General features: G+C 63.3%; 18 protein-coding genes. 15 read left to right on the top strand and 3 right to left on the bottom strand.

Features of this window, described 5'->3' with window-relative positions; genetic code table 11:
• Positions 1 to 8: 8 nt before the first annotated feature.
• From rpsE to dsbD, 13 genes are all read left to right on the top strand, one after another.
• Positions 9 to 527, top strand: coding sequence for a 30S ribosomal protein S5 (gene rpsE, locus AC1DQR_RS26800; RefSeq protein WP_006160449.1), 519 nt, complete (start codon positions 9 to 11; stop codon positions 525 to 527).
• 13 nt (positions 528 to 540) lie between these two features.
• Positions 541 to 723 (top strand): 50S ribosomal protein L30, encoded by a 183-nt coding sequence (gene rpmD, locus AC1DQR_RS26805; protein WP_006160440.1) that lies wholly within the window; start codon positions 541 to 543, stop codon positions 721 to 723.
• Between the two features lie 22 nt (positions 724 to 745).
• Positions 746 to 1,180, top strand: coding sequence for a 50S ribosomal protein L15 (rplO, locus tag AC1DQR_RS26810; protein ID WP_006160439.1), 435 nt, complete (start codon positions 746 to 748; stop codon positions 1,178 to 1,180).
• 48 nt (positions 1,181 to 1,228) lie between these two features.
• Positions 1,229 to 2,572: a preprotein translocase subunit SecY gene (gene secY, locus AC1DQR_RS26815; RefSeq protein WP_006160437.1), complete on the top strand. Its 1,344-nt coding sequence runs from the start codon at positions 1,229 to 1,231 to the stop codon at positions 2,570 to 2,572.
• A gap of 23 nt (positions 2,573 to 2,595) precedes the next feature.
• Positions 2,596 to 2,814 carry a translation initiation factor IF-1 gene (gene infA, locus AC1DQR_RS26820; protein WP_006160436.1) on the top strand — a complete coding sequence of 73 codons (219 nt, stop codon included), beginning with the start codon at positions 2,596 to 2,598 and terminating at the stop codon, positions 2,812 to 2,814.
• Positions 2,815 to 2,845: 31 nt separating this feature from the next.
• Positions 2,846 to 2,962, top strand: coding sequence for a 50S ribosomal protein L36 (gene rpmJ, locus AC1DQR_RS26825; RefSeq protein ID WP_006160433.1), 117 nt, complete (start codon positions 2,846 to 2,848; stop codon positions 2,960 to 2,962).
• A 19-nt stretch (positions 2,963 to 2,981) separates the two neighbouring features.
• Complete coding sequence (gene rpsM / locus AC1DQR_RS26830; RefSeq protein ID WP_006160431.1) at positions 2,982 to 3,347, top strand: 30S ribosomal protein S13; 366 nt, start codon at positions 2,982 to 2,984, stop codon at positions 3,345 to 3,347.
• 24 nt (positions 3,348 to 3,371) lie between these two features.
• Entirely contained in the window at positions 3,372 to 3,773 is a 402-nt protein-coding gene (rpsK, locus tag AC1DQR_RS26835) for a 30S ribosomal protein S11 (RefSeq protein ID WP_006160430.1), read from the top strand.
• A gap of 307 nt (positions 3,774 to 4,080) precedes the next feature.
• The gene (rpsD, locus tag AC1DQR_RS26840) at positions 4,081 to 4,704 is read left to right on the top strand and encodes a 30S ribosomal protein S4 (protein ID WP_006160429.1); all 624 of its coding nucleotides are present in this window, start codon (positions 4,081 to 4,083) and stop codon (positions 4,702 to 4,704) included.
• Between the two features lie 182 nt (positions 4,705 to 4,886).
• Entirely contained in the window at positions 4,887 to 5,867 is a 981-nt protein-coding gene (locus AC1DQR_RS26845; RefSeq protein ID WP_006160428.1) for a DNA-directed RNA polymerase subunit alpha, read from the top strand.
• Between the two features lie 161 nt (positions 5,868 to 6,028).
• Positions 6,029 to 6,424, top strand: coding sequence for a 50S ribosomal protein L17 (rplQ, locus tag AC1DQR_RS26850; RefSeq protein WP_006160427.1), 396 nt, complete (start codon positions 6,029 to 6,031; stop codon positions 6,422 to 6,424).
• 160 nt (positions 6,425 to 6,584) lie between these two features.
• Positions 6,585 to 6,929: a divalent-cation tolerance protein CutA gene (cutA, locus tag AC1DQR_RS26855; RefSeq protein WP_253931125.1), complete on the top strand. Its 345-nt coding sequence runs from the start codon at positions 6,585 to 6,587 to the stop codon at positions 6,927 to 6,929.
• A 117-nt stretch (positions 6,930 to 7,046) separates the two neighbouring features.
• Positions 7,047 to 8,990 (top strand): protein-disulfide reductase DsbD, encoded by a 1,944-nt coding sequence (gene dsbD, locus AC1DQR_RS26860; protein ID WP_416050399.1) that lies wholly within the window; start codon positions 7,047 to 7,049, stop codon positions 8,988 to 8,990.
• Positions 8,991 to 9,043: 53 nt separating this feature from the next.
• Here dsbD and AC1DQR_RS26865 read toward each other — a convergent pair whose 3' ends face one another.
• From AC1DQR_RS26865 to yihA, 3 genes are all read right to left on the bottom strand, one after another.
• Positions 9,044 to 10,390: a magnesium transporter CorA family protein gene (locus tag AC1DQR_RS26865; RefSeq protein WP_416049853.1), complete on the bottom strand. Its 1,347-nt coding sequence runs from the start codon at positions 10,388 to 10,390 to the stop codon at positions 9,044 to 9,046.
• A gap of 10 nt (positions 10,391 to 10,400) precedes the next feature.
• Complete coding sequence (gene hemB, locus AC1DQR_RS26870) at positions 10,401 to 11,393, bottom strand: porphobilinogen synthase (RefSeq protein ID WP_416049852.1); 993 nt, start codon at positions 11,391 to 11,393, stop codon at positions 10,401 to 10,403.
• A gap of 330 nt (positions 11,394 to 11,723) precedes the next feature.
• A complete protein-coding gene (yihA, locus tag AC1DQR_RS26875) occupies positions 11,724 to 12,470 on the bottom strand; it encodes a ribosome biogenesis GTP-binding protein YihA/YsxC (protein ID WP_477134064.1) in 747 nt (248 codons plus the stop codon).
• Positions 12,471 to 13,040: 570 nt separating this feature from the next.
• Here yihA and AC1DQR_RS26880 point away from each other — a divergent pair.
• Positions 13,041 to 13,700, top strand: coding sequence for a c-type cytochrome (locus tag AC1DQR_RS26880; protein ID WP_416049850.1), 660 nt, complete (start codon positions 13,041 to 13,043; stop codon positions 13,698 to 13,700).
• Positions 13,701 to 13,858: 158 nt separating this feature from the next.
• Positions 13,859 to 16,054, top strand: coding sequence for a cytochrome c biogenesis protein ResB (locus AC1DQR_RS26885; RefSeq protein WP_477134065.1), 2,196 nt, complete (start codon positions 13,859 to 13,861; stop codon positions 16,052 to 16,054).
• Positions 16,055 to 16,071: the final 17 nt, after the last annotated feature.

Here is a 16,071-nt window from a genome sequence, read left to right on the forward strand (position 1 = left end):
GATACGTCATGGCAAAAATGCAAGCAAAAGTCCAGCAGGACGAACGCGACGACGGCCTCCGCGAGAAGATGATCTCGGTCAACCGCGTCACCAAGGTGGTGAAGGGTGGCCGGATTCTCGGTTTCGCTGCGCTGACCGTGGTTGGTGACGGCGATGGCCGCATCGGCATGGGCAAGGGCAAGGCTAAGGAAGTGCCGGTTGCAGTTCAGAAGGCAATGGACGAAGCCCGTCGCAAGATGGTCAAGGTCTCGCTGAAGAACGGCACGCTGCAACACGAAGTCGTTGGCAAGCACGGCGCCGCCAAGGTGCTGATGATGCCCGCCAAGGAAGGTACCGGCGTGATCGCTGGTGGCCCGATGCGCGCGATTTTCGAAGTGATGGGCGTGACCAACGTCGTGACCAAGTCGCACGGCTCGACCAATCCGTACAACATGGTTCGCGCCACSCTSGAYGGTCTKCAAAAGATGAGCACGCCGGGCGAGATCGCCGCAAAGCGTGGCAAGTCTGTTGAAGACATCCTCGGTTAAGGAGTCGGACGAAATGTCGCAACAAACCGTAAAAGTGCAACTCGTGCGCAGCCTGATCGGCACGCGCGAGGATCATCGCGCCACCGTCCGTGGCCTGGGCCTGCGCCGTATCAATTCGGTGTCGGAGCTGCAGGACACGCCTGCCGTGCGCGGCATGATCAACAAGGTCTCGTACCTGGTCAAGGTTCTGGCCTGAGTCCCGGGACACGGAGAGCAAGATGCAACTCAACAACCTGAAACCGGCTGACGGTTCGAAGCACGCTAAGCGTCGCGTCGGCCGCGGTATCGGCTCCGGCCTGGGCAAGACTGCCGGCCGTGGTCACAAGGGTCAGAAGTCGCGTTCGGGCGGCTTCCACAAGGTCGGCTTCGAAGGCGGTCAAATGCCGCTGTATCGTCGCCTGCCGAAGCGTGGCTTCACGTCGCTGACGAAGGCCTTCAACGCTGAAGTGACCCTGCGTGATATCGAGCGCCTGGAAGCCACCGAGGTGGACCTGCTGGTTCTGAAGCAAGCTGGCCTGGTGGCTGAGCTGGCCAAGAGCGCCAAGGTCATCAAGGCTGGTGAGCTGACCCGCAAGGTTACGATCAAGGGTCTGGGCGCCACCGCTGGTGCCAAGGCTGCGATCGAAGCCGCCGGCGGTCAGATCGCGGCGTAATTTAGCAGCAGATTTCGCAGCATAGGCGAGTCACAGTCGGAGCATCGTTTGGCCACGGCGAAACCCAATGCAAGCACGCAAGCCAAGAACACGGCGAAGTACGGCGACCTGAAGCGCCGGCTGATGTTCCTGGTGCTGGCCTTGATCGTGTACCGCATCGGAGCGCATATTCCGGTGCCGGGAATCGATCCGGAACAGCTTGCGAAGCTTTTCCAGAGTCAGTCAGGTGGCATCCTCGGGATGTTCAACCTGTTCTCGGGCGGTGCGCTGTCGCGCTTTACCGTCTTCGCGCTCGGCATCATGCCGTACATCTCGGCGTCGATCATCATGCAATTGCTGACGATCGTGCTGCCGCAGCTGGAGTCGTTGAAGAAGGAAGGGCAGGCGGGTCAACGCAAGATCACGCAGTACACGCGCTACGGCACGGTGGTTCTGGCCACTTTCCAGGCGCTGTCGATTGCGGTCGCGCTGGAATCTCAGCCTGGTCTGGTGATCGATCCGGGCCTGATGTTCCGGGCTACGGCAGTGATCACGCTGGTGACCGGTACGATGTTCCTGATGTGGCTGGGTGAGCAGATCACCGAGCGGGGTCTGGGCAACGGTATCTCGATCATCATCTTCGGCGGTATCGCAGCGGGCTTGCCCAACGCGATCGGCGGGCTCTTCGAACTGGTTCGCACTGGTTCCATGAGCATCATTGCTTCGATCCTGATCGTGGCAATCATCGCCGGTGTTACCTTCGCCGTGGTGTTTGTCGAGCGTGGCCAGCGCAAGATCCTGGTGAACTATGCCAAGCGTCAGGTCGGCAACAAGGTGTATGGCGGTCAATCGTCGCACCTGCCGCTGAAGCTGAACATGGCAGGGGTGATTCCGCCGATCTTCGCATCGTCGATCATCTTGTTCCCGGCGACCATCGCGGGCTGGTTCACGTCTGACTCGACGAGCGCTGCCGGCCGGTTCATCAAGGACCTGGCTGCGACGCTTTCGCCGGGGCAGCCGGTCTACATCCTGCTGTACGCTGCTGCAATTATATTTTTCTGCTTCTTCTATACGGCTCTTGTGTACAACAGCCGGGAAGTCGCGGACAACCTGAAGAAAAGCGGTGCCTTCATTCCGGGCATTCGTCCGGGCGAGCAGACGACGCGCTACATCGACAAGATTCTTGTCCGTCTGACGCTGGCTGGTGCGATCTACATCACACTGGTCTGCCTGTTGCCGGAATTCCTGGTACTGCGCTGGAACGTTCCGTTCTATTTTGGCGGAACCTCGTTGCTGATCATCGTGGTCGTCACGATGGACTTCATGGCCCAGGTCCAGTCCTATGTCATGTCGCAGCAATATGAGTCCCTGCTGAAGAAAGCGAATTTCAAGGGTAATCTGACCTTGCGCTGAAGCCGGGTCGGTACAGGCTAGGTATGGCAAAAGACGACGTCATCCAGATGCAGGGGGAGGTCCTGGAAAACCTCCCCAACGCGACGTTCCGCGTCAAACTGGAAAACGGCCATGTAGTGCTGGGCCATATCTCCGGCAAGATGCGAATGAACTACATCCGGATTCTTCCGGGTGATCGGGTGACGGTTGAACTGACCCCATATGATCTGTCACGCGCGCGCATCGTCTTTCGGACGAAGTGAAGCGAACAGGAATTGAAGGAAGAGGAAAATCATGAAAGTGCTGGCTTCTGTTAAGCGCATTTGCCGCAACTGCAAAGTTATCAAGCGCAACGGTGTCGTGCGCGTGATCTGCTCGTCGGATCCCCGCCACAAGCAACGCCAAGGCTAATCGGAAAGAGGATTGACGAATGGCACGTATCGCAGGGGTTAACATCCCGAACCATAAGCATACCGAGATCGGCCTGACGGCTATTTACGGTATCGGCCGCTCGCGCGCCCGCAAGATTTGCGTGGCCACCGGCGTTCCCTTTGACAAGAAGGTCAAGGACCTGACCGACGGCGACCTGGAAAAGCTTCGTGACGAAGTAGCCAAGGCCACGGTTGAGGGTGACCTGCGTCGTGAAACCACGATGAACATCAAGCGTCTCATGGACCTTGGTTGCTATCGTGGCGTCCGTCACCGCAGGGGTCTCCCGATGCGCGGTCAGCGCACCCGCACCAACGCCCGTACCCGCAAGGGTCCGCGTAAGGCCGGCGTGGCTCTGAAGAAGTAAAGCCGAAGGCAGAGGAAGAAACTAATGGCAAAAGGTCCGAATAACGCCGCCCAGCGCGCGCGTAAGAAGGTCAAGAAGAACGTTGCCGACGGCATTGCGCACGTCCACGCTTCGTTCAACAACACCATCATCACGATCACCGACCGTCAGGGCAATGCCCTGGCATGGGCAACCTCGGGTGGCCAGGGCTTCAAGGGTTCGCGTAAGTCGACGCCCTTCGCAGCTCAGGTTGCTGCAGAGAACGCCGGCCGCGTGGCGCAAGACCAGGGTATCAAGAACCTGGACGTGCGCATCAAGGGCCCTGGCCCTGGCCGTGAATCGGCTGTGCGCGCGTTGAACGCGCTCGGCATCAAGATCTCGATTATCGAAGACGTGACGCCAGTGCCGCACAACGGCTGCCGTCCGCCCAAGCGTCGTCGGATCTAAGCGCCGGTGTGATACCCGGGCTGCGGGTGAGGTCTTCCTCGCCCTCTGCCCGGTGTGGTAACATCGCACGTTGACCTGCTGCATATGCTTTGCGGCAGGTTTTCGTTTTGCGTTTTTGTGTCTGGCGATTGGCCCGATGGTCCGTCGCCTGATGCTAGTAGTCAGTCATATGCTTTTGCGCGTGCCCTTCGGGGAATGCGCTGGATAAGCCCACCGTCTGCCACTCACGCGCCCCTCGAACGGGCGGAGAAGGCGGACTCGCGGCGCGTCAAACAAGGCGCCGCGATCGATCAGGAAGGAAGATAAAGTGGCACGTTATATCGGCCCGAAGGCCAAACTCTCCCGTCGTGAAGGTACCGACCTGTTCCTGAAGAGCGCACGCCGCTCGCTTGCAGACAAGTGCAAGCTGGACAGCAAGCCGGGCCAGCACGGCCGCACCTCGGGTGCACGCACCTCCGACTACGGCAACCAACTGCGCGAAAAGCAGAAGGTCAAGCGCATCTATGGCGTGCTCGAGCGTCAGTTCCGCCGCTACTTCGCTGAAGCCGACCGCCGCAAGGGCAACACCGGCGAGAAGCTGCTGCAACTGCTGGAATCGCGCCTGGACAACGTCGTTTACCGCATGGGCTTCGGCTCGACCCGCGCTGAAGCGCGCCAGCTGGTGTCGCACAAGGCGATCCTGCTGAACGGTCAAGCCCTGAACGTGCCGTCGGCGCAAGTCAAGGCTGGTGACGTCATCACCATCCGCGAGCAGTCGAAGAAGCAAGTCCGTATCGCCGAAGCGCTGTCGCTGGCTGAGCAATCGGGTTTCCCGGCATGGGTTGCCGTGGACGCGAAGAAGTTCGAAGGCACCTTCAAGCAAGTGCCGGATCGCGCCGATATCTCGGGTGACATCAACGAAAGCCTGATCGTCGAGTTGTATTCGCGTTAATCACTCGAATTCTGACCGACACCATCGAACGGCCAGGGGCTTGCGTTTCCCGCCAAGCTTCACATTCAGCCCGACGCGCTGCCGCGCGTCGGGCTTATTKCCCATCGTGCGATGGGATTTTCRGGTTCCAAACGTCAGCCTTATCGGTGTAACGAGCCGAGGGTATTGAAAAGGACAACCTAATGCAAACAGCACTACTCAAGCCTAAAATTATTGCCGTGGAGCCGCTCGGCGACCATCACGCGAAGGTCGTGATGGAGCCGTTCGAGCGTGGCTATGGCCATACGCTCGGTAACGCCCTGCGTCGCGTGCTGCTGTCGTCGATGGTCGGTTATGCCCCGACCGAAGTCACGATCGCTGGGGTGGTCCATGAGTACTCCACCATCGATGGCGTGCAGGAAGACGTAGTCAACCTGCTGCTGAATCTGAAGGGTGTGGTCTTCAAGCTGCACAACCGCGACGAAGTCACGGTCTCGCTGCGCAAGGAAGGCGAAGGCGTTGTGACGGCTGCCGATATCGAGCTGCCCCACGATGTCGAGATCATCAACCCCGGCCACGTGATCGCTCACCTGTCGGCCGGCGGCAAGCTCGATATGCAGATCAAGGTCGAACAAGGCCGTGGTTATGTGCCGGGCAACGTGCGCAAGTTCGGCGACGAAGCGGGCAAGGTCATTGGCCGCATCGTGCTGGACGCTTCGTTCTCGCCGGTGCGCCGCGTTTCGTACGCAGTCGAATCGGCTCGTGTGGAACAGCGTACCGACCTCGACAAGCTGGTGATGAACATCGAAACCGACGGCGTGATTTCGCCCGAGGAAGCGATTCGTCAATCGGCGCGCATCCTGGTTGACCAGTTGTCGGTGTTTGCCGCGCTGGAAGGCACCGAGTCGTCGGCGGAAGCCGCTTCGAGCCGTACGCCGCAGATCGATCCGATCCTGCTGCGCCCGGTCGACGACCTGGAGCTGACCGTGCGTTCGGCCAACTGCCTGAAGGCCGAAAACATCTACTACATCGGCGACCTGATCCAGCGTACCGAGAATGAGCTGCTCAAGACCCCGAACCTGGGTCGTAAGTCGCTCAACGAAATCAAGGAAGTGCTGGCTTCGCGCGGTCTGACCCTCGGCATGAAGCTCGAGAACTGGCCGCCCGCAGGGCTGGAGAAGTAATAGCCAGGCGCGGTGGCGGGCTTGCCCAGCCGCCGCGCCAGGTCATCGCGGCGACCGGCATGTGCCGGCTGCCTTAATAGACTACCGGCCCGCGCCGAACCGGAGATTGCTCCGGCCAAGCGATAGAAGAGCTGGTCAAACATTGCAATAAAGGAATCATCATGCGTCACCGTCATGGTTTGCGGAAACTGAACCGCACCTCGTCGCACCGCCTCGCGATGCTGCGCAACATGTCCAACTCGCTGTTCCAGCACGAGCTGATCAAGACCACCCTGCCCAAGGCCAAGGAACTGCGCAAGGTTGTCGAGCCCCTGATCACGCTGGCCAAGAAGGACACCGTTGCCAACCGCCGCCTGGCTTTCGCCCGTCTGCGCGACCGCGACATGGTCACCAAGCTGTTCAACGAACTCGGCCCGCGTTACAACGCGCGTCCGGGTGGCTACACCCGTATCCTGAAGTTCGGTTTCCGCCAGGGCGACAATGCGCCGATGGCGCTGGTCGAACTGGTTGACCGCCCGGAAATCACCGAAGCGCCGGCTGAAGAAGCAGGCGAATAAGGTTGATTCCGTCCCGGCCCGCTTGCGACCGTTGGTCGCGGCGAGCCGCGCGGACACCGCTTACAATCGAGCCAGGCTACATGCCTGGCTCTTTTGTTTTCCGGGGCCGGTGCGCCGGAGTCTGGCCGCGGGGCAGCCTGCGGCCTGGGAGGACGATCTGATGAGCGAAGCAATCTTGGTGATGACATCGCTGCCGGACGCCGAGTCCGCCGGGCGTGTTGCAAGGGCCGTGCTGGAGTCGAGGTTGGCGGCATGCGTGAACCGGCTGGCGCCGTGCGAGTCCGAGTACTGGTGGCAAGGTGAGATCGAAAGCGCACGCGAGTGGCCGCTGATGATCAAGACCACCCAGGAGCGTTACGCCGCGCTGGAGGCAGCGATTCGGCTAGCGCACCCCTACGAGGTGCCAGAGATCGTGGCAATGCCGCTGGTCGCGGGATTCGCGCCGTATCTGGCCTGGGTAGCGCACGAAACCCGAACGACCACGGACGAAGGCGACAGTGCGTAAGGATAGTGGTTGCTGCGCCGACTCACACTGATGCTGGCAATAAGTACTGCGGCCGGGGACCGGCACGATGATGCGAGCGCGATGCGGATACAACGAATGACATTTCAAAGGCAGGGCATGAGTTTCGGTGTGAGCGCGAACGCCTCGGGTGGTTGGGGGGCTGGGCAAGCCATGCGGCATAGTGCCGCAGTGCGGCTGCTGATCATGCTGCTGGCCTCACTCTGGCTGTGCCTCGCCGGCGTGGCACATGCCGCCGATGACGACTTCTTGCCGCCGGAACAGGCCTTCCGGTTTGCTGCCCATCAGGTCGATGCGAAGACGATCGAGGTTCGCTTCGACGTGGCGGATGGCTATTACCTCTACCGCGATCGCTTTGCCTTTGCGGCGCAGCCTGCATCCGTCAAGCTGGGTGCGCCGGTGTTCCCGCCCGGCAAGGTCAAGTTCGACGAGACGTTCGGCAAAGAGATGGAAACCTATCACGGCGGGCTGACCATCCGCGTGCCGGTGGAGTCTGCACCGGCCGACGGCAAATGGTCGCTGGTGGTGACTTCCCAGGGCTGTGCCGACAAAGGCCTGTGCTATCCACCGCAGGAAAGTGTGTTCAAGGTCGGCGGTGGTGTGCTTGACGGATTATTCGGCAAGCGGGCACCGTCGGATTCCAGCAGCATCGGCAACAGCCCGCCCGCCGCAAGCGGCGACGCGGCCGGCCCCTCCCCCGCCCTGCTGGCCCCGACGGCCGACGAGAACGACCGCATCGCCGGCGCCCTGGCCAGCCGCAACCTCGGCGTGATCGCCGCGCTGTTCTTCGGCCTGGGCCTGCTGCTGACCTTCACGCCGTGCGTGTTGCCGATGGTGCCCATCCTGTCGTCGATCGTCGTGGGCGAGCACGTTACGCGCAAGCGTGCCTTGCTGGTATCGCTGTCCTATGTGCTCGGCATGGCAGTGGTCTACACGGGGATCGGCGTGGCGGCGGGCCTGCTGGGTGAGGGCCTCTCCGCAGCGCTGCAGGCGCCGTGGGTGCTGGCTGCCTTTGCGCTGCTGATGGTGGCGCTGTCGCTGTCCATGTTCGGTCTCTATGAGCTGCAGCTGCCGCAGCACTGGCAGACCCGGCTGACGGCATCGTCCAACCGCCGCCAGGGCGGGCAGCTTGCCGGTGCCGCAGCCATGGGCGCGATCTCCGCGCTGATCGTCGGGCCGTGCGTGACGGCGCCACTGGCCGGCGCGCTGGCCTATATCGCGCGCACTGGCGATGCTGTGGTCGGCGGCGGTGCGTTGTTTGCCATGGCGCTCGGCATGGGCGTGCCGCTGGTGCTGGTGGGCGTGGGAGCGGGCAACCTGCTGCCGCGCGCCGGACGCTGGATGGAGACGACCAAGCGCTTCTTTGGCTTCCTGCTGCTGGGTGTGGCGCTCTGGATGGTGAGCCCGGTGCTGCCCGCGTGGGCGCTGATGGCGGGCTGGGCTGCGCTGCTGCTGGTTGGTGCGGTCTTCCTGAGCGCCTTCGATTCACTCGGCCCAGATGCGCATGGCCTGGCCAGGGTAGGCAAGGGCCTGGGCCTGCTGGCGGCGCTGGCAGGCGCCATCCTCCTGGTCGGGCTGGCCTCCGGCGGCCGGGACCCCCTGCAGCCGCTGGCGCACCTGAGCGCCGCGCGCTCGGCGCCGGAAGCGGCGGCCGGCGGCGCGTCCGACGTACGGTTCGAGCGCGTCCGCTCAGTTGCGGAGCTCGATGCACGCGTGGCGCAGGCCGCTGCCGCCGGCAAGCCGGTGCTGCTCGATTTTTATGCAGACTGGTGCGTGAGCTGCAAGGAGATGGAACGCTTCACATTTACCGATGAGCGCGTGCGGGCGCGGCTGTCCGAGGTTGTGATGCTGCAGGCGGATGTCACCCGGAACAACGCCGATGACCGCGCGCTGCTCAAGCGCTTCGGCCTGTTCGGCCCCCCGGGCATCATCCTGTACGGCGCCGACGGGCGCGAGCGGCCGGTCCGGGCGATCGGCTATCAGCCGGCCACACGGTTTCTCGACACGCTGTCGCGCGCACTCGATACCAAAGCCAATACCTGAGACGTACCTGAAATACCCGATGCGGCCGAAGCGGCAGCTTCGGCTGGTGTCGGCTAGCTTTGCTCCAGCCGGCGCCCCAGCGCCCATACCGCGGCCAGCACCACCACCACCGCTCCCATCAGCCCCAGCGACCACCAGAAGCCCTGGGGTTCGCGCAGCCATGGCATGCGGTCGAAGTTCATGCCGAAGATGCCGGTGATCAGCGTGAGCGGCATGAACAGCGCGGTGATCAGCGTCAGCGTGCGCATGGTGCGATTGGTGCGGTGCGCCACCGAAGAGAAGTGAATCTGCACTGCGGACTCGATCGAGTCCTCCAGCCGGCGCGCATGCGCGAGCACGCGCGAGATGTGCTCCATCACGTCGTTGATCCGCACCAGCAGCGCATCGTCGCGGCCTGGCGTACCTGGGGTGCCTGCGGCGGATCGTTCACTCGCGATGCTATAGCTGTTGTCGAGCAGGCTGTCGCGGAACTCTTGCAGCGCATCGTGCTGCTCCTCGCACAGGTGCTCCAGCCGCCGCAACTCGATGCGGGCATCGAGCAAGCCCTCCCAGCTGGAAAAGCTGCGCCGCGCGTTAAGCAGCGCGCGCTGCCACCGGTCGAGCTGGCGCGTCAGCGGCGCACGCAGGTCCAGGTAGCGGTCGACCATGGCGTTGAGCAGCCGCAGCATCAGGTCTTCCGGGCGCGTTGGCGGGCGGATGCCATGCACCAGCGCGGCGTGGCCGTTGGCTCGTGTCTTTGACGCCGCTTGCGGCCGCGGCGCCTGGCACAGCTCAAGCAGGCGCTGGCGCACCTGGTCCAGCGTGCGCGATTGCGCGGGCCGTACCGTCAGCAGCACGTTGTCAAAGACGAAGAACGTGACCGGCTGGGTATCGATCTTGGCCAGCGCGGGCAGGAAGCCCGGCGGGTAGCGGCGCGGCTTGGTTGGGGGACTGGGTTTTGCCGCGGCCTGCGCGCCGGCTGTCGCGCAAGCCGTGGCCGAAACCACGGGCTGGCCCGGCATCGTCGGCATGTCCATCGCGGCGGTGGCTGAGGCCGTCGCCGTTGCCGTCGTGCTCGTACTCGTTCCGGATGCCGCCGCCCCCTCTGCGCCAGCCTCGGCGATCAGCCGGCTGGTCTCGAAGGTGAGCTTGCGGAAGATCACCATGTCGTAGACATGCGTCGTATCGAAATACGACGGATGCGACGGGTTGGTGGCATCGATGAGATGCAGGTCCAGCACCGGGGCGCCCGTCAGCGCCTGGACGCTGTCGCGCCAGGCCGTCGGCGCGGCGCTGATTTCCTCGATCGGCGTGTCGACCCAGACGAAACGGGCCGCTGCATTGCCGGCGAGGAAATCGCGCGCCGCGTCGAGCGAGGCGAGCGGATGGACCTGGCTGGCGGAAAAGCCTAGCAGCTGCATCCGGGCCGGTTCAGCGCGTGAGCAGGCGAGCGGCGTCGCGTGCGAAATAGGTCAAGATGCCATCAGCGCCGGCGCGGCGGAAGGCCAGCAGCGATTCCATCATGACCTTGTCGTGATCCAGCCAGCCATTCTGGGCTGCGGCCTTGAGCATCGCGTACTCGCCGCTGACCTGGTAGACGTAGGTGGGGAAGCGGAACTCGTCCTTCACGCGCCGCAGGATGTCGAGGTAAGGCATGCCGGGCTTGACCATCACCATGTCGGCGCCTTCCATGATGTCCTGCGCCACTTCGCGCAGGGCTTCGTCGGAGTTGGCCGGGTCCATCTGGTAGGTCATCTTGTTGCCCTTGCCCAGGTTGGCCGCCGAGCCCACCGCATCGCGGAACGGGCCGTAGAAGGCGGAGGCGAACTTGGCCGAGTACGCCATGATCCGGGTATGGATATACCCGCCGTCTTCCAGCGCCGCGCGCACGGCGCCGATGCGCCCATCCATCATGTCCGAGGGCGCCACGATATCCACGCCGGCCGCAGCCTGCGTCAGCGCCTGCTTGATCAGGATCTCCACCGTGACGTCGTTGATCACGTAGCCGTCGTCGTCCAGCACGCCGTCCTGGCCGTGGCTGGTGTACGGATCCAGCGCCACGTCGGTCAGCACGCCCAGTTCCGGGAAGCGGTCCTTGAGCGCGCGCACGGCGCGCGGGATCAGGCCTTCGGCGTTGGTCGCCTCGATGCCGTCGGGCGTTTTCAAGGCCGGATCGATCACCGGGAACAGCGCGATGACCGGGATGCCGAGTTTCACGCAGTCTTCCGCCACCGGCAGCAACAGGTCAATCGACAGACGCTCCACGCCGGGCATGGACGCCACGCTCTCACGCTGGTTTTGGCCGTCGACGATGAATACCGGATAGATCAGGTTATCTGGAGACAAGCGGTTCTCGCGCATCAGCCTGCGTGAGAAATCATCACGGCGCATGCGGCGCGGACGGTACTCGGGAAATGTGGACATGGCTTGAGAGAGGAGTCGAAAAAGAAGTGCGGGAGTCTGCCGGGCGGCTGGCGCGACGCGACTGGCGAGTGCCTGGCCAGGCCGCTTGCGAAAGAAAAACTAAACTTTTGATCTCGCCCGCTATCATACTCGCGGACACTCTGCGTTGCGCTTGCGTGATGCAGCGTCCCCCGCTACTCCTCCCTGAGCGGGTACCCGCCCTTAACCGGTGGGAAAGTTCGCCCCCGTTGCTTGCAACGGGGTTTTTTTTGCCGGTTCATTTACCGATTGGCGTGTCGATTCGACAACGGGGCGGGCGCAGGGGTGGGTACGCTTTGTGGCGCCAGCAGATCAGTTCGCGGGCGTGTCGGGAGGCGCATCTTCCGCAGCGGTATCTGGTTCCGCTTCCGGTTCAGCTTGCCGCGCAACTGCGGCCTTGTTCTCCTGGGCTGCGGGCGGCAGGGCCTCGGGCAGGGACAGCCAGCCCGCCACCACGCGCTGGGCTTCCTCGATGCCGCGGCGCTTCAGGCTGGAGAACAGCTGCGCGGTCAGGGGTACGGGCGTGTCCAGCTGTTCTGCGTAGCCGGCCAGCACCTTGCGGGTTTCGCGCAGGGCCAGGGCGTTCTCGCTGTTGGTCAGCTTGTCGGCCTTGGTCAGCAGCACRTGRATSGGCCGSCSCGTGGGCAGGAACCACTCSACCATCTGGCAATCCAGGTCGGTAAAGGGGCGGCGTGCGTCCATCATCAGCACCAGGCCGGACAGTTGCGAGCGGGTCTGCACGTAGTCGCTCAGCAACGCTTGCCAATGGAACTTGGCCGACCCCGAGACCTGCGCATAGCCGTAGCCGGGCAAGTCGACGAGGAAGGCGAGCGGGTCCGGCGCCTTGACCGGGGCCACGCCGAAGAAGTTGATGTGCTGGGTGCGACCCGGCGTGCGCGACGAGAAAGCCAGCCGCTTCTGGTTGCACAGGATGTTGATGGCGGTGGATTTGCCGGCGTTGGAGCGGCCGGCGAACGCCACTTCCGGCACGGCCGTGGCAGGCAGGTCGCGCAGATGATTGACGGTAACGAAAAAGCGGGCCTGATGTAGGAGGGACATGCGCTTGGGCGATGGGGCGGGTGGGGGCGGGCTGCCGCCTGGATTCAGGCGGGTTCGCCGGCGTCACCGCGCCGATGTGAGTGAGGTGGGCGGCACATGCGGCCGCCTGGATGGCCGGGGCTGGCGTCTGGCCGCGTCGCGGCGCGCACATCCTCTATCCGGCACACGATTTATTGTACAATAACGCGGTTAACGGCCTCCCGATTAGGTGACGCGCGGCATCCTTGGTCGCGCATTTATCTGGCAGGGAAGTCTTGCGTGTCCGTTCCATCGTGGTAGCAAGCCTGTTGGTCTAGTCCCTGTTACGGCGCCAAAGCCTGGCGTCGGTGCAAGAGGGCCAACCGGGGGTCTGGGCCTGCTACCGGGATATTCGCACGGTCTGCCGCTCTCGTTCGCATGGGGGCGGTGCCATCCGGCTTTCGCCTGGGCGTTTTCTGGCTTCAGGCGAGCCGGCGGTCCGTCGTGATGAATTTCCGATGTCAAAGTGCCTGTCCATCGCGTCCTCACCGCGGGCAGTGTGCTGAACGGCGTGCTCCATGGAATTCAAAACAATTCAGACAAGGTGTGCGAATGAACCGCATTGCGAAACTTCTGGCTGTTGTGGCGCTGGCTCTGCCGGCAACTGCCATGACCGGTCTGGCATCTGCCGCAGAGCAGGCCGCCGCAAAGGCTGATCCGGCCAAGGGCGAAACCCTCTACACGCAAGGTGCCCCTGATCGCAATGTCCCGGCTTGCCTGAGCTGCCATGGCGCCAACGGTAACAGCGGCGGCGCCGCCAACCCGAAGCTGGCCGCCCAGCATCCGGAATACGTGCACAAGCAGCTCGACGACTTCAAAGCCAAGGCTCGTAATAACGCCATCATGTCGCCCTACGCGGCCGCCTTGTCCGAGCAGGAAATGAAGGACGTCGGCGCCTACCTGGCCAAGCAGACCCTCAAGCCTGCTACCGCCAAGAACAAGGACACCATCGAAGCCGGCCAGAAGATCTACCGTGGTGGCATCGCGGCCAAGGGCGTGCCGGCCTGCGCGGCTTGCCACGGCCCAACCGGCGCTGGCATTCCCGCCCAGTACCCGCGTGTCGGCGGCCAATGGTCCGAGTACACTGAAGCGCAACTGGTTGCGTTCCGCCAGGGCACCCGCAAGAACAATCCTGTGATGACCACCATCGCCGCGAAGATGTCGGATGCCGAGATCAAGGCTGTGGCTGATTACGTCGCAGGGATTCGCTAAGTCGTTCCGCGCCGGGTAGCCGGAGCACCGCAGCGGGCCTCGCCACTCGCGAGGCGCCATGCCCAGGTGCAACCAAGCAGCCCGGCAACAATCGAAGAGGGTGGCCTGCGCGAGCATGTCCACCCTTTTTCATTTCAAGGCCGAGGGCCCTACTGCACATGTCCACCGCTTCCACGTCAGGACTGCACCTGAAGACTTCTCACCGCCTGCTACGCGACGCGGTTGAGCTGCTGTCCTCGATGCGTTTCGCTATCGCGCTGCTGACGGTGATTGCGATTGCCAGCGTGGTCGGCACCGTCCTCAAGCAGAACGAGCCCTATCCCAACTATGTGAACCAGTTCGGTCCTTTCTGGGCTGACCTGTTCCACGCGCTGTCGTTGCAAAAGGTTTACAGCTCCTGGTGGTTCCTGCTGATCCTGACCTTCCTGGTGATTTCCACCTCGCTGTGCCTGACCCGCAACGCGCCCAAGATGATCAAGGATATGCGCTCGTGGAAGGACCACGTGCGTGAGCGCAGCCTGCGGTCCTTCCACCATCACGCCGAGTTCGATTCGGGCCGTCCCCGCGCCGATGCGGTGACGCGTCTTACCGCGTTGCTGGCCAATCGCGGCTACCGCATCAAGAGCGTTGCGCATGAGGGCGCCACCTTGCTGGCCGCCAAGGCGGGCGCGGCCAACAAGCTAGGCTACATCCTCGCGCACACCGCTATCGTGGTGATCTGCGTCGGCGGCCTGCTCGATGGCGACATGTTGATCCGCGCACAGATGTGGTTTGGCGGCAAGAGCCCGATCAGCGGCAACGCCGTGATCAACGACATCCCGCCCCAGCACCGTTTGTCGGTCAACAATCCGGGCTTTCGCGGCAACGCCTTCGTGCCGGAAGGCTCGACGGTGTCCACCGCTATCCTGAATATCTCGGACGGCGCGCTGGTGCAGGACCTGCCGTTCAATATCACGCTGAAGAAGTTCACCGTCGAGCATTACTCGACCGGCATGCCCAAGCTGTTCGCCTCCGATGTGGTCATCACCGACCGCGCCACCGGCCACAAGACGGAGGCCACCATCAAGGTCAACGAGCCGCTGGTGGTGGATGGCGTGGCCATCTACCAGTCCAGCTTCGAGGATGGTGGCTCCAAGCTGAAGTTCGTTGGCTACCCGATGCAGGGTACTAGCGACAAGACCTTTGCCTTTGCCGGCACCGTGGGCGCCAACGCGCCACTGACCGGCACGGGCAACGCGGCCGACGCCGAGGGGTTGACGGTCGAGTTCAGCGATTTCCGCCTGATGAATATCGAGAACGTCACCGATGCATCGGGCAAGCCGGACGCGCGTGGCGTTGCGCGCAAGTCGCTCAACGAGAAGCTCGAGTCTCACCTGGGCTCGGCGGTCAATCCTGACCGTGCGAAGGAGTTGCGCAATGTTGGCCCTTCGGTGCAGTACAAGTTGCGCGACCGCAACGGCCAGGCGCGCGAATTCAACAACTACATGGTGCCGGTGCAACTCGACGGCCAGTCGGTCTTCCTTGCCGGCATGCGGGATACGCCTAGCGAGCCGTTCCGCTACCTGCGCATCCCGGCCGACGAGCAAAACGGCGTGGCGGACTGGATGCGCTTGCGTGCCGCGCTGCAGGACCGCGCGATGCGCAGCGAAGCCGCGCGCCGCTTCGCACTTGCCTCGATGCCGGGCGAAGACCGCGAAGTATTGCGCGGCCAGTTGGCCGAGAGCGCCTTGCGCGCGCTCGACCTGTTTGCCGGCGCTTCGCGCAGTAACCCGCAAGCCCCGCCGGGCGGCTTCACCGCGATTGCCGCCTTTCTGGAAAAGTCCGTGCCGCCGGCCGAACAACAGAAAGCCGCGGATGTGCTGCTGAAGATCCTCAATGGCTCGATGTGGGAGCTCTGGCAGTTGGCGCGCGCGCAAGACAAGCTGCCGGTGGTGCCAAATAGTGCTCAGAGCGGCGCTTTCATGCAGCAAGCCGTCAATGCGCTGTCCGACAGTTTCTTCTACACCGCGCCGGTTTTCYTGCAGCTCGACGACTTCACGGAAGTGAAGGCCAGCGTGTTCCAGATGACCCGTGCACCAGGGAAGAACATCGTGTATCTTGGCTGTCTGCTGTTGGTGCTGGGCGTGTTCTCGATGTTCTACATCCGCGAGCGCCGCGTCTGGCTCTGGGTGAAGGATCCCGCAGATACCGCGGATTCCGCGGGAACCGCCGGGGGACAGGGCGCCTCCAGCCATGTGCTGATGGCCATGTCCACGCAGCGCCGTACACTGGATTTCGAGAAAGAGTTTGTCGCGCTGCGCGACGATGTAGGCCGCGCCGCCGGCAGCATCGACACGGCCGGCGCCCGCAATTAAGCAGGAACCACTATGTC

Source organism: Cupriavidus sp. 05L411 (assembly GCF_056398045.1).